Annotated in this window: 21 protein-coding genes; 7 read left to right on the forward strand and 14 right to left on the reverse strand. The window is 63.7% G+C overall.

Features of this window, described 5'->3' with window-relative positions; genetic code table 11:
• The first annotated feature begins 98 nt into the window (after nt 1-98).
• The 6 genes from PCJ49_RS07180 (at nt 99) to yihA (ending at nt 5,036) form a co-directional block, all read left to right on the forward strand.
• A complete protein-coding gene (locus PCJ49_RS07180) occupies nt 99-1,355 on the forward strand; it encodes a divergent polysaccharide deacetylase family protein (RefSeq protein ID WP_269910341.1) in 1,257 nt (418 codons plus the stop codon).
• Between the two features lie 146 nt (nt 1,356-1,501).
• On the forward strand, nt 1,502-1,636 hold the full coding sequence (gene rpmH / locus PCJ49_RS07185; RefSeq protein WP_089287361.1) for a 50S ribosomal protein L34: 135 nt from the start codon (nt 1,502-1,504) through the stop codon (nt 1,634-1,636).
• 47 nt (nt 1,637-1,683) lie between these two features.
• Nucleotides 1,684-2,091, forward strand: a complete 408-nt coding sequence (gene rnpA, locus PCJ49_RS07190; protein ID WP_244559451.1) for a ribonuclease P protein component — start codon at nt 1,684-1,686, stop codon at nt 2,089-2,091.
• Nucleotides 2,088-2,378, forward strand: a complete 291-nt coding sequence (yidD, locus tag PCJ49_RS07195; protein ID WP_269910342.1) for a membrane protein insertion efficiency factor YidD — start codon at nt 2,088-2,090, stop codon at nt 2,376-2,378. Before rnpA ends, yidD begins: the two co-directional genes overlap by 4 nt.
• Nucleotides 2,379-2,460: 82 nt before the next feature.
• Nucleotides 2,461-4,188: a membrane protein insertase YidC gene (yidC, locus tag PCJ49_RS07200; protein ID WP_269910343.1), complete on the forward strand. Its 1,728-nt coding sequence runs from the start codon at nt 2,461-2,463 to the stop codon at nt 4,186-4,188.
• A 170-nt stretch (nt 4,189-4,358) separates the two neighbouring features.
• Nucleotides 4,359-5,036, forward strand: a complete 678-nt coding sequence (gene yihA / locus PCJ49_RS07205; protein WP_089287365.1) for a ribosome biogenesis GTP-binding protein YihA/YsxC — start codon at nt 4,359-4,361, stop codon at nt 5,034-5,036.
• Between the two features lie 40 nt (nt 5,037-5,076).
• On the opposite strand, the gene PCJ49_RS07210 is transcribed toward yihA, so the two are convergent.
• The 9 genes from PCJ49_RS07210 to coxB all read right to left on the reverse strand — a co-directional run bounded on the left by PCJ49_RS07210 (nt 5,077) and on the right by coxB (nt 12,966).
• A complete protein-coding gene (locus PCJ49_RS07210; RefSeq protein WP_269910344.1) occupies nt 5,077-6,552 on the reverse strand; it encodes a carboxypeptidase M32 in 1,476 nt (491 codons plus the stop codon).
• Nucleotides 6,549-7,283: an SURF1 family protein gene (locus tag PCJ49_RS07215; protein WP_269910345.1), complete on the reverse strand. Its 735-nt coding sequence runs from the start codon at nt 7,281-7,283 to the stop codon at nt 6,549-6,551. The genes PCJ49_RS07210 and PCJ49_RS07215 overlap by 4 nt, the downstream gene beginning before the upstream one ends.
• A 27-nt stretch (nt 7,284-7,310) precedes the next feature.
• Complete coding sequence (locus PCJ49_RS07220; protein ID WP_269910346.1) at nt 7,311-7,700, reverse strand: DUF983 domain-containing protein; 390 nt, start codon at nt 7,698-7,700, stop codon at nt 7,311-7,313.
• Complete coding sequence (locus tag PCJ49_RS07225) at nt 7,697-8,569, reverse strand: cytochrome c oxidase subunit 3 (protein ID WP_269910347.1); 873 nt, start codon at nt 8,567-8,569, stop codon at nt 7,697-7,699. Before PCJ49_RS07225 ends, PCJ49_RS07220 begins: the two co-directional genes overlap by 4 nt.
• 57 nt (nt 8,570-8,626) lie before the next feature.
• The gene (locus PCJ49_RS07230) at nt 8,627-9,277 is read right to left on the reverse strand and encodes a cytochrome c oxidase assembly protein (RefSeq protein WP_269910348.1); all 651 of its coding nucleotides are present in this window, start codon (nt 9,275-9,277) and stop codon (nt 8,627-8,629) included.
• Nucleotides 9,274-9,450 carry a hypothetical protein gene (locus tag PCJ49_RS07235; protein ID WP_269910349.1) on the reverse strand — a complete coding sequence of 59 codons (177 nt, stop codon included), beginning with the start codon at nt 9,448-9,450 and terminating at the stop codon, nt 9,274-9,276. Before PCJ49_RS07235 ends, PCJ49_RS07230 begins: the two co-directional genes overlap by 4 nt.
• Before the next feature lie 14 nt (nt 9,451-9,464).
• Nucleotides 9,465-10,373 (reverse strand): heme o synthase, encoded by a 909-nt coding sequence (cyoE, locus tag PCJ49_RS07240; protein ID WP_089287369.1) that lies wholly within the window; start codon nt 10,371-10,373, stop codon nt 9,465-9,467.
• A gap of 95 nt (nt 10,374-10,468) precedes the next feature.
• On the reverse strand, nt 10,469-12,082 hold the full coding sequence (gene ctaD, locus PCJ49_RS07245) for a cytochrome c oxidase subunit I (RefSeq protein ID WP_269910350.1): 1,614 nt from the start codon (nt 12,080-12,082) through the stop codon (nt 10,469-10,471).
• Between the two features lie 26 nt (nt 12,083-12,108).
• Nucleotides 12,109-12,966: a cytochrome c oxidase subunit II gene (gene coxB / locus PCJ49_RS07250; RefSeq protein ID WP_089287371.1), complete on the reverse strand. Its 858-nt coding sequence runs from the start codon at nt 12,964-12,966 to the stop codon at nt 12,109-12,111.
• Nucleotides 12,967-13,429: 463 nt separating this feature from the next.
• On the opposite strand from coxB, the gene tldD reads away from it, so the two are divergent.
• Nucleotides 13,430-14,866: a metalloprotease TldD gene (tldD, locus tag PCJ49_RS07255; protein WP_269910351.1), complete on the forward strand. Its 1,437-nt coding sequence runs from the start codon at nt 13,430-13,432 to the stop codon at nt 14,864-14,866.
• Between the two features lie 52 nt (nt 14,867-14,918).
• Here the strand turns inward: tldD and PCJ49_RS07260 are convergent, their stop codons facing one another.
• The 5 genes from PCJ49_RS07260 to PCJ49_RS07280 form a co-directional block, all read right to left on the reverse strand.
• The gene (locus tag PCJ49_RS07260) at nt 14,919-15,302 is read right to left on the reverse strand and encodes a VOC family protein (protein ID WP_089287373.1); all 384 of its coding nucleotides are present in this window, start codon (nt 15,300-15,302) and stop codon (nt 14,919-14,921) included.
• Between the two features lie 166 nt (nt 15,303-15,468).
• Nucleotides 15,469-15,951 carry a F0F1 ATP synthase subunit B gene (locus tag PCJ49_RS07265; protein WP_089287374.1) on the reverse strand — a complete coding sequence of 161 codons (483 nt, stop codon included), beginning with the start codon at nt 15,949-15,951 and terminating at the stop codon, nt 15,469-15,471.
• Entirely contained in the window at nt 15,951-16,556 is a 606-nt protein-coding gene (locus PCJ49_RS07270; protein WP_244559453.1) for an ATPase, read from the reverse strand. The genes PCJ49_RS07265 and PCJ49_RS07270 overlap by 1 nt, the downstream gene beginning before the upstream one ends.
• A 205-nt stretch (nt 16,557-16,761) precedes the next feature.
• Entirely contained in the window at nt 16,762-16,986 is a 225-nt protein-coding gene (locus tag PCJ49_RS07275) for a F0F1 ATP synthase subunit C (protein ID WP_089287375.1), read from the reverse strand.
• 64 nt (nt 16,987-17,050) lie between these two features.
• On the reverse strand, nt 17,051-17,794 hold the full coding sequence (locus tag PCJ49_RS07280) for a F0F1 ATP synthase subunit A (RefSeq protein ID WP_269910352.1): 744 nt from the start codon (nt 17,792-17,794) through the stop codon (nt 17,051-17,053).
• Between the last annotated feature and the right edge of the window lie 3 nt (nt 17,795-17,797).

Here is a 17,797-nt window from a genome sequence, read left to right on the forward strand (position 1 = left end):
CGCTGCCCGCCCTGCGGTCACAGCATTGCGGCAGATCGCCTTTTGTTCCATTACTGGCGGCACGCCATCCCCACTCTATGGCAACGGACCCTTCGCGCATGACAAGCCCCCGCCGCCCCAACGGCCCCCGTGTTCGCCCGCCGCGCTTTTCTGCCGGCCCCCGCAAGGGTGGTGGCGGCCGTTCCCGTGCCAAGCCCGCCGGGGGTTTGCGCGGATGGTGGACGCGGTTGAGCCAGGGGCGGCGCTTGCTGTCCGGCCTGGGATTCGCCCTGGTGCTGGGTGGCGGGCTGTTCCTGCTGCTGCAACCCCATGGCGGCTATCGCCCGGTTTCCGCCGGCCCTGCCCTGACCCCGGCAGAGGAAATGGCCGATGCCGAGGGTGAGGATGAAGGCACCGAAGCCGTTGATGAGGACGCGGCGGAACGGGCCGGCGTGCCGCAACTGCCCGGCAAGGCCCCTGCCATACCGGAAAAGCCCGCCCCGCAGGCCGCCGCCCCCGCAGCGCCGAAACCCGTTGAGGCCCAGCCGGCACCGGTGCCAACGCCCGCACCCACCGCCCCCACCACCCAGGTGGCAGCATTGCCCCGCCTGCCCCAGCCCCTGCCGGCCAAGCCATCCCCGCCCGCCGGCACCCCCGCCTGGCAGCATTACGCCCGCCCGGCCCCCGCCCCGGACGGGCGACCGCGCATTGTCATCGTCATTGATGATATGGGGTTGGACCGCAAACGCAGCGACAAGGTGGTGGCGCTGGATGGCAACCTGACGCTGGCCTGGCTGCCCTATGCCCGCGACCTGCCACAGCAGACCCAGCAGGCCCATGCCAGGGGCCATGAATTGATCGTGCATATGCCGATGGAACCATCGGGCAAGGAAGATCCCGGCCCCGGCGCGCTGCTGACCCGGTTCGGGGAAACCGAGCTGCGCCAGCGGCTGGCCGCCAACCTGTCCGCCTTCACCGGGTTCGTTGGCATCAACAATCATATGGGCAGCCGCTTCACCGCCGACCGGGACGACATGGCCATTGTGCTGTCGGAATTGTCGGCGCGCGGCCTGATGTTCCTGGACAGCCGCACCACACCGGACAGCAAGGCCGCCCCGCTGGCCGCCCATTATAATGTGCCGATTCTGGCCCGTGACGTGTTCCTGGACCATGTGATGACGCCGGATGCCGTGGCCAAATCGCTGGCCCAGGTGGAGGCCATTGCCCGGCGCAAGGGGGTTGCGATTGCCATCGGCCATCCGCATGATGTCACCATCGGTGCCTTGATGAAGTGGCTGCCGACGCTGGAGGCCAAGGGATTCCAGCTGGTGCCCCTGACAGCCGTGCTGCCGGCCGGCCCGCGCCTGAACGGCTGACGCCCCCGCCCGTCCGGCAGCTTTGCCGGACTGGGTTGCGGGGAAGTTGCGGGTTAAATGTGGCGGCGCGATTGACTCCGCGCACCTTCACCACTATACAACGCGCTTCGTTCAAGCCGTCCGTTTTCCAGACCGGAGTAAGTACCGTGAAGCGTCCCTTCCAGCCGAGCAAGATCGTGCGCGCCCGCCGTCATGGCTTCCGTGCCCGCATGGCCACCGTCGCCGGCCGCAACATCATCAACAAGCGCCGCGCCCAGGGCCGCAAGCGCCTGTCTGCCTAAGGGTATTTGTTGGCATGGCACCCCAGGCCGGGAAAAAGGTCGGCCGCTTGAAAAAGCGGCCTGAGTTCCTGGCCGTTGCGGGTGCCAAGCGCAAATGGGCGACAGCGGGCCTGATTGTTCAGGCCCGCGCCCATGATGACCGGCAGCATCCTGATCCCGGCCAGCCGGCGATCCGAATCGGTCTTACCGCCAGCAAAAAGGTCGGTGGCGCGGTTGAACGAAACCGCGCCCGTCGTCGTTTGCGGGCGGCTCTGGCCGAGGTGCTGGCCCCCCATGCCAAGGCCGGGCACGATTACGTGCTGGTGGCGCGGGGGGAAACCGTGCATCGCCCCTATGCGGCGCTGAAGGATGATCTGGCCCAGGCCCTGAAAAGGCTGAAGCTGTGGCGGGACAAGCCGGGGGATGTGCCCCGTGTACCGCCCCGGTCAAAGCCGGCCAAGGAGCAGTGCGAATGAGCCCGGCGGCTTGGCTGCTCCGGGCTTTTGTGCATTTCTACCGCTGGTTCATCTCGCCCCTGCTGGGGCCGCGCTGCCGTTTTCAGCCCACCTGTTCGGCCTATGCGCTGGAAGCGCTGGCCCGCCATGGCGCCATCAAAGGCGGCTGGCTGGCCCTGCGGCGCATCGCCCGTTGCCATCCCTGGGGGGAATCGGGTTATGACCCGGTGCCCCCCGTGGGCAGCAGGGCGTCCCCACCGGGGCGTCAGGCGCACAGGGCGGGTGGAAATTGTTGCGGCGGGCATTGATTGCCCGCCCATTTCATGTGAGGAACCTGGGGCCCCGGCCCCATCCGATTTTGCCCTTTGGCGGAACCTGGAACACGCACCCATGACGGATCAGAAGAACCTTATCCTGACCATCGTGATTTCGATCGCGATCCTGTTCGGGTTCCATTTCTTCTATGAGCGGCCGCGACAGCTGGCCGCCCAGGCGGAATTCCAGCGCCAGCAGGCGCTGCAGGCCGATACCACGCCGCAGCCGGCCACCACGCCCGGCGCCCTGCCGGGTGCTGCCGCTGATGCCAGCACAGTGCGCGACCGCGCCGCCGTGCTGGCCGACAATGGCCGTATCGCCCTGTCCACCCCCAGCCTGCATGGCTCCATCAGCCTGCGCGGCGGCCGGATCGACGATCTGACCCTGGCCAAGTACAAGACCACCACCGACAAGAACAGCCCGGAAGTGGTGCTGCTCTCGCCGCTGGGCGCGTCTGACCCCTATTTCGCTGAATTCGGCTGGGTGCCGGCCAGCGGCCAGACGGTTACCCTGCCCAAGGGTGACAGCGTCTGGACCGCCAGCAGCGACAAGCTGGCCCCCGGCCAGCCGGTGACGCTGAGCTTTGACAATGGCCAGGGCCTGGTGTTCGAACGCACCATCGCCGTGGACGAGAACTATATGTTCACCGTCACGGAGCGGGTGCGCAACCAGACCGGTGAGCCGGTCAGCCTCTACCCCTATGGTTTTGTGCAGCGCCGGGGCACCCCGCATGAAGCGGGCATGTATATCCTGCATGAAGGCCCGCTGGGCGTGCTGAACGGCACGCTGAAGGAATTCAAGTACAAGAACCTGAAGGAAGACGGCAAGACCGAGACGCTGTCCTCCACCGGCGGCTGGATCGGCATTACCGACAAATATTGGCTGGTCAGCCTGATCCCCGACCAGAAGACGGATATTGAGGCCCGCGTGCTGCACCAGCGCGTCGGCACCGATCTCTATCAGGTGGATTTCCGTGGCACCCAGGCCCTGACCGTGGCCCCCGGTACCACGGCGGAAACCACCCACCGGCTGTTCGCCGGTGCCAAGGTGGTGAACCTGCTGGACCAGTATAGTGAGAAGCTGGGCATCGCCGATCTGAACTATGCCATCGACTGGGGCTGGTTCTATTTCCTGACCATTCCGTTCTTCCACGCGCTGGATTTCCTGGGCCGTGCCCTTGGCAATTTCGGTCTGGCCATCCTGGCATTCACCGTCGTGCTGCGCCTGGCTTTCTTCCCGATCGCCAACAAGCAGTATCAGGCGTTCGCCAAGATGAAGAAGCTCCAGCCCAAGATGGAGGAGCTGAAGAAGAAGCATGGGGATAACCGCGAAGCCCTGTCCATGGCGATGATGGCGCTGTATCGGGAGGAGAAGGCCAACCCGCTGTCGGGCTGCCTGCCGATCCTGTTGCAGATCCCGGTCTTCTTCGCGCTCTACAAGGTTCTGTATGTCACCATCGAAATGCGCCATGCGCCCTTCTATGGCTGGGTGCATGACCTGTCGGCTCCCGATCCGACGACCCTGTTCAACCTGTTCGGTCTGATCCCGTGGGATCCGCCCAGCATGTTGCATATCGGTGTCTGGCCGCTGCTGATGGGCGTGACCATGTACCTGCAGCAGAAGCTGAACCCGTCCAACCCGGACCCGGTGCAGCAGAAGGTGTTCATGCTGCTGCCCTTCGTCTTCACCTATATGATGGCCAGCTTCCCTGCCGGTCTGGTGATCTACTGGACCTGGTCCAACCTGCTGTCGATCTTGCAGCAGTGGTTCATCATGCGCCGGATGGGTGTGAAGGCATCCTGAGGCTAAGCGGAACATCACGCCGCTTCCAACGGCTCCTTCCGTCATCCCGGCCTTCGCCGGGATGACGGAAAATGCCAATAATCGAAGTATGAGAATCCCCCCCGGTCCCGTACCGGGGGTCTTTGTTTTATGAAGTACCGCTGTTCCCCCGCGTGAAGGAGTATTCCCCCATGGCCAAACCGCTGACCATCACACCCAGCCTGATGGGCGACCTGTCGGAAGCCGAGATCGAGGCAGGCCGCCTGCTGTTCGCACGGGAATGCGACTTCTTCTGGGGCGCAGAGGCTGCCACCACCTTGCCGGAAGCCGTGCTGCCGGAAATCTGCTTTGCCGGCCGGTCCAATGTCGGCAAGTCGTCGCTGGTCAATGCCCTGACCGGCCGCAAGACCCTGGCCCGCACCAGTCAGACGCCGGGGCGGACCCAGCAGCTCAATTTCTTCAATCTGGGCAGCCGGCTGGTGCTGGTGGATATGCCGGGCTATGGCTATGCCCAGGTGTCCAAGGAGCGGTCAGCCGCCTGGACCGATTTCATCCGCGCCTATCTGCGCGGCCGCGTGACGCTGAAACGCGCCCTGGTGCTGGTGGATGCCCGCCATGGCCTGAAGCCGCATGACGTGGACATGATGAAGATGATGGATGAAACCGCCGTCGGCTATCAGATCGTGCTGACCAAGGCCGACACGCTGAAGACCGGCGGGGTGGAGCGCATCCGCGAACAGGTGGCCGTGGCGCTGAAGAAGCATGGTGCCGCCCATCCGGAGGTGCTGGCCACCTCGTCAGAAACCGGCCTGGGCATCCCCGAACTGCGCGCCTTCCTGACGCGCATGGCCGAACCGGCGGTAGGGTGAGAACAAGGGGGCCGGGCGGGCCCCCTTGCTGTATCAGCGCTCAAAGATAGCGCGCCTCAAGATGTGCCTTGAAAATGCCGGCATCCAGCCGCTTGCCGGTGGCATTCAGCAGTAATTCACCGGGCGAATAGCGGCGCCCCCAGCGGTGCACATTCTCCCCCAGCCAGCCGATCAGGGGGCCAAACTCGGCCCGGCCGATCTGTGCATCCAGATCGGGCAGCGCCTTGCGGGCGGCATCGAACAGTTGGGCGGCCATCATCGCCCCCAGCGTATAGGTGGGGAAATAGCCCCACAGCCCGCAGGGCCAATGCACATCCTGCATACAGCCCAGTGCATCATCCGGCGGGGTGACACCCAACAGATCGCGCATTCTCTGGTTCCAGGCCTCGGGCAGATCGGCCAGATCAAGCCCGCCCTCAATCATCGCCTGTTCCAGCCGCCAGCGCAGGATGACATGGGCCGGATAGGTCACCTCATCCGCATCGACCCGGATGAAGCTGCGCTCCACCCGGCGGAAGCGACGGCGCAGATTATCGGCCGACCAGGCCTCCCCTTCCCGGCCGAAGCTGCGGGCCAGCAGCGGCGCCAGCCAGGCCAGGAAGGCCGGATGCCGCCCCACCTGCATGTCAAAACTCAGGCTCTGGCTTTCATGCACACCCAGGCCCCCGGCCTGCCCGACCGGCTGCGACGCCCAGGCCGTCGGGCGACCCATTTCATAGAGCGCGTGGCCAGCCTCATGCAGGCTGGATTTCAACGCCTTGAAGAAATTATCCTCATCAAAGCGGGTGGTGATGCGCACATCCCCCGTAGCCCCGCCACAGAAGGCGTGCAGTGACTGGTCGATACGGCCGGTGAAGCCAAGCCGCTCCGCCAGCTCGGTGACCAGCCGGCGCTGGGTCTCGATGGGGAACGGACCCTCATAGGGTTCTGGCGCCGGCTCGGCCGCCTGCCGCTCCTCCACCCGCGCCAGAAAGCCGGGCAGGAAAGCAGCGTAGTCATCGAAGACCGGGCCGAAATCCGCCACCTTGCTGCCCGGTTCATATTGCCCGTGCAGCGCATCATACAGCCCGCAGCCCAGCACCCCGGCATAGGAAGCCGCCAGTTCCCGCTGGCGATCCAGCACCACCCGCAGGGAGGGCAGCAGCAGGCTGAAATCCTTCTCTGCCTTGGCGGTGCGCCAGATCATCTCGCAGTGAGAGGCGGCGCGGGCATTGGCCTCCACCAGATCGGCGGGGACGGCGCGGGCCAGCAGCACCTCCCGCCGCATCTCCGCCAGATTAGCCCGCTGCCAGCCATCCAGATCGGCATTTTCCGCCGCGGCCAGCCAGTCCGGCAGCTTTTCATCCAGCAAGGCCGCATGGATCACCCCTTCCAGGGCCGCCAATTGTTCGGCCCGCGCAGGGGAGGCAGCAGGCGGCATCATGGTGCGGCTATCCCAGTTCAGGATACCCAGTGCCCCCTGCAGGGCGGAACGGCGGGCGAAATGGGCCTCCAGGGCGCGATAGGCGTCGATCATGCGGTCGGGTCATTCCTGCGACGAAAACTCGCCGCAAGATAAACCCCGACCAGGGTGAGTGCCAGCCCATACCAGGTGAGCGCATAGGAGAGATGGTCGTTCTTAACCTTCAGGATAGTACGGCCGCCGATGGGATAACCGCCCGGATTGGGCGTGGCATCGGCCTGCAGCACCAGGGGCGCCAGCCCCGGCACAGCGGCGAAACGCGCCAGCGCCGGCAGGTCGAACCAGTACCAGTCATTGCGGGCCGGATCATTTTCCGGCTGCATCCAGGCGCGCGGCTCCGGCGCGCGCAGGATACCGGTGATGGTCACCTCCCCCGCCAATTCCCCGGCCGCCCGGCTGGCCGGATCGCGCTTGTCGAGTGGAATCCAGCCGCGATCCACCAGCACAATGCCGCCACCATCGCTGCGCACCAGCGGCGTCAGCACATGCAGACCGGGCAGCATCCGCCCATCGGGGCCGGGATAGAGCCGGGGGCCGATCAGGGCTTCTTTTTCGTGCATAAATTGGCCGGTCACAAAGGCGCGGCGATAATCCCAGGCGGCGGGATCGGCCACCAGGGCCGGCAGGGCCACCGGATCCGCCGTCATCCCCGCCTCAATCCGCGCCAGAAGATCGGTCTTCCAGTGCAGCCGCTGCACCTGCCAAGTGCCCAGCCCCACCGGAATGACAAACGCCACCAGGGTGGCAAGCGTAGGGATCAGGCGGGGGCGGAATTGGCGCGACATGGGGTTGTTCACAAAGGTCAGGGGCGGCTATTCCCCCGCCTCCCCATCAAAGGAATCACGGCGATAGCCATATTGCAGGGCGATGGTAACACCCTTGGCCGGGCGCAACATCCCCAGTGTCGCCCCCATGATCACCGGCACCCAGATCAAGGCGTGCAGCCAGAGCGGCCAATCCACCTTCAAGGAGATGATCAGCGCCGCCGGCACAATGGTGAAGCCCAGAATGAAGATCAGAAAAACCGCCGGGCCGTCACCACTGTCGTGGTGGGCCATTTCCAGCCCGCACACCGAACATTGGTCGACGACCCGCATGAAGCCGGTATAGAGCCGGCCCTTGCCGCAGCGCGGGCACCGGCAAGCCAGACCCGCGCGCAACAGGAAAGAGAGTTTCTGTTCCAACGGGGCAGCGCCGATCAATGCGCCGCCACCCACTTGCCACCCGCACCCCACCAATAGATGGAGATGAACAGGAACAGCCAGACCACGTCGACGAAATGCCAGTACCAAGCCGCCGCCTCAAAGCCGAAATGGCTCTGCGGGGTGAAATGGCCCTTCTTGGTGCGGAAATAGCAGACCGCCAGGAAGACAGTGCCGACAAAGACATGGAAGCCATGGAAGCCGGTGGCCATGAAGAAGGCCGAGGAATAGACATTCTCGCCAAAGCCAAAGGCGGCATGGCTGTATTCGTACATCTGGAAACCAGAGAAGACGATACCCAGCAGCACGGTGATACCGAGCGCACGGGCCGCCTCCGGCATCTTGTTCTCAATGATGGCGTGGTGCGCCCAGGTGACCGTGGTGCCGGACAACAGCAGGATCACCGTCATCAGGAACGGCAGGTCGAACGGGTTGAACGGCGTGATGCCATGCGGCGGCCAGACCCCGCCCGTCGCCTCGACGCGGGCATATTGGATGGCCTCGCCATAGAACAGGCTGGCATCGAAGAAAGCCCAGAAGAAGGCGGCAAAGAACATCACCTCTGAGGCGATGAACAGCGACATGCCATAGCGCAAGCCGATCTTCACCACCGGGCTGTGCGCCTTTTCGACCACCGATTCCTTGATGATGTCGCGCCACCAGCCGAACATGCAGCCCAGCACGGCGGTCAAGCCGGCGGCCAGCAGGTACCAGCCATGGTGATGGAACTGCATGACAGCCCCCACCGCCAGCAAGCCGGCGGCAAAGGAGCTGAGCAGCGGCCAGGGGCTGGGATTGACCAGGTGATAGGGCTGGGGAATGCCTTCCGTCGGAACGCCACCAGCTGCATGGGCCTTGATGTCAGCCATCTCTCTAATCCCTCGACTCTTGAAATCGGTCGTACATTGATTGATCGCGGGCACAGGTCATTGCTGCCGGCCCGTCATGGCGCTCTCCGCCCCCGCCCCGGCGGTGGACGTCGCCTCCCCTTGCCGACCAGCATTCCCCTCCCCCGCAGGGGGCAGGGCCGCGCTCTGGTCGGCGGCGCGGAAAAATGTGTAGGACAGCGTGATGGTCTTCACGTCATCCAGCTCCGGATCATCGGCAATCGCCGGATCAACATAGAAATAGACCGGCATCTCCACCGACTGGCCGGCTTCCAGCCGCTGTTCGGTGAAACAGAAGCATTGGATCTTCTGGAAATAGATGCCCGCCTTGTCCGGCGTCACGTTATAGGCGGCCGTTCCTGTCACAGCCCGGCTTTCGCGGTTATGCGCGTGGTAATGAACGGTCGCCGGCTCCCCCACCCGCACCTGGATGGAGCGGGTTTCGGGTTTGAAATCCCAGCCGATGGAATTGTTCACATCCGCGTTGAAACGGATTTCCATCACCCGATCCAGCACCCGCTCCGACGCGCCCTTGGCCACCTGGGTAGTGCCGCCGAAGCCCGTCACCCGGCAGAACAGGCTGTAAAGCGGGACCGAGGCGAAGGACAGCCCGACCATGCTGGCAACCAGCAGGCCCAGCCCCACCGCCATCCGGGCGTTACGCTGTTGCGGGGTGCGGGGCTGCTTCATGGGAAGCTGCCCCCGCTCATCCGGATCATTGCCACGAAATAAACCAGGACGACGAAACCCAGCAGTGTCGCCAGCGTGGCCAGATTCTTGCCCCGCTGACGGCGATGCACCTCTGTATCGGCGCCATGGCGGCGGGCGGGCTTCTGGGTCATTTCGATACCGTCAATCGTCATTGTCTTGTGTTTCCTCACGTTGCCAGATGGTCGCCGATCAGCAGGGCGAACAGCAGGAACAGATAGAGGATGGAAAAGGCGAACATGCGCTTGGCCGGCTTGTGATCCTGGCTGCGCAGGGTGGCGATGGCACAGGCCACGAACAGCCCCCCCAGCACCAGCGATCCCGCCAGATAAGCCAGCCCGCCAATCCCCAGGAAGTAGGGCGCAGTGGCCAGCGGCAGCAGGATCAGCGTGTAGATCAGCATCTGCCGCTTGGTTTCTGCCTCCCCGGCCACCACCGGCAGCATCGGCACACCGGCGTGCTGGTAATCCAGCCGGCGGAAGATGGCCAGTGCCCAGAAATGCGGCGGCGTCCAGAAGAAGATCAGCGCGAACAGCACGATGGAAGCGATGGAGACTTCCCCCGTCGCCGCAGCCCAGCCAATCATCGGCGGGAAGGCGCCAGCCGCCCCACCGATGACGATGTTCTGCGGCGTGCGCCGCTTCAGCCACATGGTGTAGATGAAGATGTAGAAGGCCGAGGCTAGGGCCAGCAGCCCCGCCGCCACCCAGTTCAGCGCCAGCCCCATCAGGGCCACGGAGGCGATGGTCAGCACGATGCCGAAGGCCAGGGCTTCGGCTGCCGGCACGCGGCCCTGGGGGATCGGCCGGCCCGCCGTGCGGTCCATCAGCGCATCAATATCGCGGTCATACCACATATTGATCGCACCGGCCGCCCCCGAGGCGATGGCGATGCACAGCACCGCCACCAGGGCCAGCAGCGGATGCAGATGGCCAGGGGCCACCACCATGCCGGCAAAACCGGAAAACACCACAAGCGACATGACCCGCGGCTTCAGCAGAGCCACATAGTCCCGCACGGAACCCCCGGCCAGCGCCGGGCCTTCCAGTGCCTCATTGTCGATCACGCCATCGGTCATTCAGGGGGTCTCTTCACATCGAACCGGATTGGCAGAGTACGGATGAAAGGGGTGTGAGGGCCGGTCCCGTCTGAAGCCGGGGCCGGCCCATCGCCTTACTTCACGCGCGGCAGGGTTTCGAACTGATGGAACGGCGGCGGGGAGGACAGCGTCCATTCCAGCGTCGTGCCACCCGTCTCCCAGTAATCGCCCGTCACCCGGCGCCCGGCGAACAGCGTGTAGATCGCCATGATGCAGAAGAAGATGGTGGAGGCAAAGGCCAGGTAGGTGCCGTAGGAGGAGACCATGTGCCAGAAATGGTAGGCCTCGTTATAGTCCGGCATCCGGCGCGGCATCCCCGCCAGGCCCAGGAAGTGCTGCGGGAAGAAGATCAGGTTGACGCCGATGAAGGTCGTCCAGAAATGCAGGTGCCCGGCCCAGGCGGGATGCTGACGGCCCGACATCTTGCCGATCCAGTAATAGTAACCGGCGAAGATGGCGAACACGGCACCCAGCGACAGCACATAGTGGAAGTGCGCCACCACATAATAGGTGTCGTGCAGCGCGATATCCATGCCGCCATTGGCCAACACCACACCCGTCACCCCACCCACGGTGAACAGGAAGACGAAGCCGATGGCCCAGACCATAGGCACTTCAAAGCTGATGGAGCCGCCCCACATGGTGGCGATCCAGGAGAATATCTTCACCCCCGTCGGCACGGCGATGATCATGGTGGCGGCGGTGAAATAGGCGCGCGTATCCACCGAGAGACCGACGGTGAACATATGGTGCGCCCAGACGATGAAGCCGACCACGCCGATGGCAACCATGGCATAGGCCATGCCCAGATAGCCGAAGACCGGCTTGCGGGAGAAGGTGGAGATGATGTGGGAGATGATGCCGAAGGCCGGCAGGATCATGATGTACACTTCGGGGTGACCGAAGAACCAGAACAGATGCTGGAACAGGATCGGGTCACCACCGCCGGCCGGATTGAAGAAATCCGTGCCGAAATTACGGTCGGTCAGCAGCATGGTGATGGCACCACCCAGCACCGGCACCGACAGCAGCAGCAGGAAGGCCGTGACCAGCATGGCCCAGGCGAACAGCGGCATCTTGTGCAGCGTCATGCCAGGCGCGCGCATGTTGAAAATGGTGGTGATGAAATTCACCGCCCCCAGGATCGACGAAGCGCCGGCCAGATGCAGGGCGAAGATGGCCATATCGACCGAGGGGCCGCTATGGTCATATTGCGCGCTGGAAAGCGGCGGATAAATCGTCCAGCCCGTCCCGGCGCCCGGCCCGACAAAGGCCGAGGAGAGCAGCAGCAGGAAGGCCGGCACGATCAGCCAGAAGCTGATATTGTTCAGGCGGGGGAAGGCCATATCCGGCGCCCCCACCATCAGCGGCACGAACCAGTTGCCGAACCCGCCAATCAGCGCCGGCATCACCACGAAGAACACCATGATCAAACCATGGGCGGTGATGAAGACGTTCCATTGCTGGCCGACATCGGCGGAGAAAGCCGTCAAATACTGAATGCCGGGATCTTGCAGCTCCAGGCGCATGATCACGGAAAACAGGCCGCCGATGACGCCGGCGATGACCGCGAAAAACATGTAGAGCGTGCCAATATCCTTGTGGTTGGTTGAAAACAACCAACGCGCCACAAAGCCCGGCTTGTGATCATGGTGATCGTGGGCATTCGCCCCGCTGACAGCACCCATGGTGTTACCCTCTCCTCCGATCCCGGTTACTGGGCGCCCGCCGCCTGGGCGAGCTGCCGGGGTTCGGACCCGTTGTTATTCAGTGCCTGCTTCTGCTGACCCAGCCATTGCTGGAAGGCTTCTTTGGAAACCGCCTCAATGGCGACTGGCATCTGGCCGTGGCCTGTGCCGCAGATTTCCGAGCACTGGCCATAGAAGACGCCTTCGCGGTTGGCGCGGAACCAAGTCTCGTTCAGGCGGCCCGGCACCGCATCCTTCTTCATGCCCAGCGAGGGGATGGCGAAGGAATGGATGACGTCGGCACCGGTCACCAGCACGCGGATATCGGTATCCACCGGGACGATAATGCGCTGGTCCACCTCCAGCAGGCGATGCTGGCCAGGCTTCAGATCCTTGTCCTCAATCATGCGGGCATCGAACGCCACACCTTCATGATCAGGATATTCGAAGGACCAGTACCATTGATGGCCGGTCACCTTGACCGTCAGTTCCGGGTTGGGCGCCTTGTCCATGAAATAGAGCAGGCGGAAGGACGGAACAGCGATCAACAGCAGGATGATCACCGGAATACCGGTCCATGCCACTTCCAGCAGCGTGTGGTGGGTGGTGGTGGACGGCACCGGGTTGGCGCGCCGGTTGAACCGGATCATCACGTAAACCAGCAAAGCCGTGACGAACAGCGCAATGGCCGTGATCGTCACCAGCAGCAGGTTATGGAAATCATGCAGCCGCTCCATCACCGGCGACGCCGCCTCCTGCATCCCCAACTGGGCGGGGGCGGGCACACCGACGAACTTCGCGGCCTCTTGGGCCATCACCGAACCGGCGGTGAAAACCGCCAGCGACAGGCCCGACAATGCGGCACCGATCTTGCGTTTGAACATCCCTCACCACTCTCGTCGTTCCGGGGATTTTGGCATCCCCTTGTATGTCAGCCGAACATCCCACCACCCCGTTCCGCTGCCGGTGGCACGAAACGGAACCGTTATGCCGATGCCCATCGTTTCGATCGGTTAATCGTTCCGGCGAGCACCTGCGATACGGGACACGCATCCAGTATAATATGCAGACCTAACGGCCCCATATATCGCCTGGGAGCATAACGCGCAAAATGCCGGCGGGGCAAGCCGCTACGCCACGCTTCTGCCATCATTCACCGGGGCAATCCGTCGCACTTGTAACGGGTTACGGGGCAAACCACCCGGTTTCAGCCGGCTTGCGCCGACAAAACGGGCAGGGAAAAATTTCCGCCCTGCGGTACGGGCATTCATCCGACACCCTTGCCGGGCTGGCTCCGTATCGCCATTCTTGCTGGGTGAAACCCGTTGTTTGAAAGCGACTCCATCCATGTCCCTGCTCTCCCTGACCGACGACATCTTCTTCCAAAAGGCCGGCCTCGACCTGGGACGGACGGAAGCACTGGTGCGCGATGCGCTGCACGGCGCCGATGATGGGGAGCTGTTCCTGGAATATGCCCAGAGCGAGAGTTTCGCCTGGGATGACGGCAAGCTGAAAAGCGCCGGCTTTGACACCACCCAGGGATTCGGCCTGCGGGCGGTTGCGGATGAGGCCACGGGCTATGCCCATGCCTCCGTCCTGACGGAGGACGCCATCCGCCGCGCCACGGCCACGGTGCAGGCCGTGCATCGCGGCCATTCCGGCGTCATGGCTGAAGCCCCCATCGGTACCAATCGCCTGCTCTATGCCAGCGACAACCCGTTGGGACTGGTGCCATTCGAAGCCAAGGTGAAGCTGCTGGCGGAGATCGATGCCTATGCAAGGGGCCGCGATCCGCGCGTGCGGCAGGTCTCCGCCTCCCTCGCTGGAGAATGGCAGGCGGTACAAATCCTGCGCGCGGATGGCACCCGCGTGGCCGATATCCGCCCGCTGGTCCGGCTGAATGTCTCGCTGGTGGTGGGCGAAGGCGACCGGATGGAGACCGGCTCCTATGGTGCTGGCGGCCGCCGCACCTATGAGGCGTTCCTGGACCCCGCCGTCTGGCGCGGCTATGTGGACGAGGCGCTGCGCGGCGCCTTGATCAACCTGTCCAGCGTTGAGGCACCGGCCGGCGAAATGCCGGTGGTGTTGGGGCCCGGCTGGTGCGGCATCCTGCTGCACGAGGCCATCGGCCACGGGCTGGAGGGCGATTTCAACCGCAAGAAGACGTCCGCTTTCTCGGGCCTGCTGGGTCAGCGGGTCGCTGCCCCCGGCGTCACCGTGGTGGATGATGGCAGCATCGAGGGGCGCCGCGGGTCGATCACGGTGGATGATGAAGGCACGCCCAGCCAATGCACCGTGCTGATCGAGGATGGTATCCTGAAGGGCTATATGCAGGACCGGCTGAATGCCCGGCTGATGGGGGTGAAACCCACCGGCAATGGCCGGCGCCAGGGTTTCTCCCATATGCCGATGCCGCGCATGACCAACACCGTCATGCGCAGCGGCGACAAGACGCCGGAGGAGATCATCGCCTCGGTAAAGCGCGGCATCTTCGCCGCCAATTTCGCCGGCGGTCAGGTGGATATTGTCTCGGGCAAGTTCGTCTTCTCCGCCAGCGAGGCCTATCTGATCGAAGATGGCAAGCTGGGCCCGGCGGTGAAGGGCGCCACCCTGATCGGTAATGGCCCCGACTCGCTGACCAAGGTGACGATGATCGGCAATGACAGTTCGATGGACCCCGGCATCGGTGTCTGCGGCAAGGCTGGCCAGGGTGTGCCGGTGGGCGTGGGCCAGCCCACCTTGCGCATCGACGGGCTGACCGTCGGCGGCACCAAGGCTGCCTGACAGAGCGGGGCAAGGCAGAGCGGCGGCCCGTTTCAGGCCGCCGCTTTCCAGATCAGGCCGGTAGCCGATACATGGCGCACAGCTTGTTGCCCGCCGGATCGCGCAGATAAGCCAGATAAAGGCTCATCGTGCCCAGGCTGCGGGGGCCCGGCGGGTCCTCACAGCTCGTCCCGCCCGCCGCGACGCCGGCGGCGTGCCAGGCATCCACCTGTTCCGCCGAAGCGGCAGCAAAACCAATTGTGCTGCCATTGGCAAAGGTGGCCGGCTCGCCATTGATTGGCTTGGTGATAGCGAAAATGCCGGTCGGCGCGCGATAGAAGACGCGGCCCTTGGGGTCATCCACACCAGGGGCGATCCCCAGCGCCGCAAAGGTGGCATCATAGAAATTCTTCGACGCCTGGATATCATGGGCACCGAGCATGACATGGCTGAACAATTCTCATCTCCCTGAAAGACACCGCCTGATGTCGGCGGTTTGTCTGTGTGATGGGATCATAGGAAGCGGGGGCCGATCGCGTCCAGGCTTCCCCATGGGCAAAACAAATAAAAAGGCCGCCGGATCGCGCCAGCGGCCTTTTCTTACTTCAGCAAGCTGTCACTGCTCAGTGCAGCTTGGCCGGCAGTTCAGCGATTGCCTGGTTGACCAGCGTGCCATCGCGGCCGGCATCCAGGTTTTCGATCAACAGCTTCTCGGTTGCGGCCACAGCGATATCAACCGCCAGTTCGCGAACCTGCTGTATCGCCTGATTTTCCGCCTGGGCGATCTTGTCCATCGCCTGCTGTTCACGACGCTTCAGCGCCACTTCCAGATCGCTGGCGGCATGGGCACGGATGCGCTGAGCCTCCTCACGGGCGGAAACCAGGATGGATTCGGCTTCCTTCAAGGCGTCGCGCTGCTTGCGCTGGAACTGGGCGAGGGCTGCCTGGGCATCCTCACGCAGCTTCTGCGCCGCTTCCAGTTCACCGGCGATGCGCTTGCCGCGCTCATCCAGCGAACCGATGATCGACTTGCCGGCCAGCTTAGCGACCAGCAGAACGAAGATTACGAAGGCAACGCCGAAGAAGAAATTGCTGTCGAAATGCATCACGCACGCTCCTTCAGCACGGCTTCAACGGCGGCTTCGGTCGTCTCCGCCGAAACGGCGACACCGACCAGACGAGAAACGGCAGCCTGGGCCGTTTCACCGGCGATGGTGCGCACATTGCCGAGCGCCACCTGCTTGGCGGCCTGGATGCGCTCCTCCGCCGTGCGGGTCCGCTGGGCCAGATCGGCCGCCAGATCGCCATTACGACGGGCGGCTTCGGCATCGGAAGCAGCAACGGCCTTGGCCATTTCCTGCTGCGCGTTGCCCCGCGCCTCGGTCAACGCCTTTTCATAGGCCTGCATGACCGCCTCGGCTTCCGCCCTCAGCGCGCTGGCCTTTTCCAGGTCGTTGGAAATCTTTTCCTGACGGGCTTCCAGCACCTCGGCCACCCGCGGCAGGGCCACCTTGGACATCAGCCAGAGCAGCAGGCCGAACGTGATGATCAGCCAGAAAATCTGCGACGCGTAGCTGGCCGGATTGAGCTGCGGCAGGCCCTTGGAATGATGCTCACCCTCAGCGGCGAGCACAGGCCCGGCCACCAGCAGAGCCATCGTCAGGGCCGACGCGGCACCGGCGCACAGGCGCGAAAAGCGTTGGACAGGCATTGAAGCACCCATTCACTGCTGACCGCCATCACCTTGCAACAGGCGACACACGATCACGCCACACTCCACAGCACCAAGCCAACCGGAACCATAGGCCCGATAGGAAGACCGCCGCTGCCCGGAATTCATAACCCGGCAGCGGCGGCAAACCCGGCGCTGAAGCCATGCCATCCCGGAAGGGACAGCAGGATGAAACCGTCGCTGATTAGGCGAACAGGATCAGGAAGGCGATAACCAGGGCGAACAGACCAGCGGCTTCCGTCAGAGCGAAACCGATGAACACGAAGGTCTTGTAGCTGTTCAGCGCGGCCGGGTTACGGGCAGCGGCCTGGTACAGGCCAGAGAACAGGTTGCCGAGGCCGATGCCGACGCCCAGCAGAGCGAACATGGCCAGACCAGCACCGATGTACTTTGCGGCTTCAGCTTCCATTTTGAAGATCCTCTATGTTGGAAGTGTCTCTTTGGGATGAAGACGAGTTGGACGACCGGATTGCTTAGTGCAGTTCCAGCGAGTCACGCAGATACACGCAGCTCAGCAGCGCGAAGACGTAGGCCTGAATGCCGGCGACCAGGAATTCCAGGCCGAACAGGGCGACATTCATCAGCACAGGCAGAATACCAATGGCAGCACCCGCACCCCCGGCAGCCAGCAGGCTGACCGTGAAGCCGGCAAAAACCTTCATCATCGTATGACCGGCCAGCATGTTGGCGAACAGTCGGACGGAGAGGCTGATGGGGCGCACGAAGTAGGAGATCACTTCGATGACAATGATCATCGGCGCCAGCCACAACGGCGTGCCATGCGGCAGGAACAGGTGCAGGAAGTGCAAGCCATGACGGGCAAAGCCGATGATCGTCACCAGCACGAAGACAAACAGGGCCATCGCGAAGGTAACAATGATATGGCTGGTGAAGGTGAAGGAATAGGGGATCAGGCCCAGCACATTGCCGAACAGCACAAACATGAACAGCGAGAAGATCAGCGGAAAATACTTGCGGGCCTGCGGCCCGGCATTATCCCGCACCATCTCCGAGACAAATTCATACAGCACTTCCGCCATGGATTGCAGGCGCCCCGGCACCATGGCGCGACCACGCATCCCGAACACCAGCAGCGCCGTGCTGACCACAACGGCCAGAACCATGAACAGCGCCGAATTGGTGAAGGAAAGGTCCAGATTGCCAACCGGGAGGCTGACCAAGCGCTTGACCTCGAATTGCTCCAACGGACCAGCCACGAT

Source organism: Niveispirillum sp. BGYR6, from assembly GCF_027568365.1.
In the GTDB taxonomy this organism is placed as follows: domain Bacteria; phylum Pseudomonadota; class Alphaproteobacteria; order Azospirillales; family Azospirillaceae; genus Niveispirillum.

What these genes read in the sequence shown, in the direction of transcription:
- PCJ49_RS07180 (WP_269910341.1), top strand. Translation starts at nt 99, where the DNA reads ATGACAAGCCCCCGCCGCCCCAACGGCCCCCGTGTTCGCCCGCCGCGC.
- yidD (WP_269910342.1), top strand. Translation starts at nt 2,088, where the DNA reads ATGAGCCCGGCGGCTTGGCTGCTCCGGGCTTTTGTGCATTTCTACCGC.
- yidC (WP_269910343.1), top strand. Translation starts at nt 2,461, where the DNA reads ATGACGGATCAGAAGAACCTTATCCTGACCATCGTGATTTCGATCGCG.
- yihA (WP_089287365.1), top strand. Translation starts at nt 4,359, where the DNA reads ATGGCCAAACCGCTGACCATCACACCCAGCCTGATGGGCGACCTGTCG.
- PCJ49_RS07210 (WP_269910344.1), bottom strand. Translation starts at nt 6,552, where the DNA reads ATGATCGACGCCTATCGCGCCCTGGAGGCCCATTTCGCCCGCCGTTCC.
- PCJ49_RS07215 (WP_269910345.1), bottom strand. Translation starts at nt 7,283, where the DNA reads ATGTCGCGCCAATTCCGCCCCCGCCTGATCCCTACGCTTGCCACCCTG.
- PCJ49_RS07225 (WP_269910347.1), bottom strand. Translation starts at nt 8,569, where the DNA reads ATGGCTGACATCAAGGCCCATGCAGCTGGTGGCGTTCCGACGGAAGGC.
- PCJ49_RS07230 (WP_269910348.1), bottom strand. Translation starts at nt 9,277, where the DNA reads ATGAAGCAGCCCCGCACCCCGCAACAGCGTAACGCCCGGATGGCGGTG.
- PCJ49_RS07235 (WP_269910349.1), bottom strand. Translation starts at nt 9,450, where the DNA reads ATGACGATTGACGGTATCGAAATGACCCAGAAGCCCGCCCGCCGCCAT.
- cyoE (WP_089287369.1), bottom strand. Translation starts at nt 10,373, where the DNA reads ATGACCGATGGCGTGATCGACAATGAGGCACTGGAAGGCCCGGCGCTG.
- ctaD (WP_269910350.1), bottom strand. Translation starts at nt 12,082, where the DNA reads ATGGGTGCTGTCAGCGGGGCGAATGCCCACGATCACCATGATCACAAG.
- coxB (WP_089287371.1), bottom strand. Translation starts at nt 12,966, where the DNA reads ATGTTCAAACGCAAGATCGGTGCCGCATTGTCGGGCCTGTCGCTGGCG.
- tldD (WP_269910351.1), top strand. Translation starts at nt 13,430, where the DNA reads ATGTCCCTGCTCTCCCTGACCGACGACATCTTCTTCCAAAAGGCCGGC.
- PCJ49_RS07265 (WP_089287374.1), bottom strand. Translation starts at nt 15,951, where the DNA reads ATGCATTTCGACAGCAATTTCTTCTTCGGCGTTGCCTTCGTAATCTTC.
- PCJ49_RS07270 (WP_244559453.1), bottom strand. Translation starts at nt 16,556, where the DNA reads ATGCCTGTCCAACGCTTTTCGCGCCTGTGCGCCGGTGCCGCGTCGGCC.
- PCJ49_RS07275 (WP_089287375.1), bottom strand. Translation starts at nt 16,986, where the DNA reads ATGGAAGCTGAAGCCGCAAAGTACATCGGTGCTGGTCTGGCCATGTTC.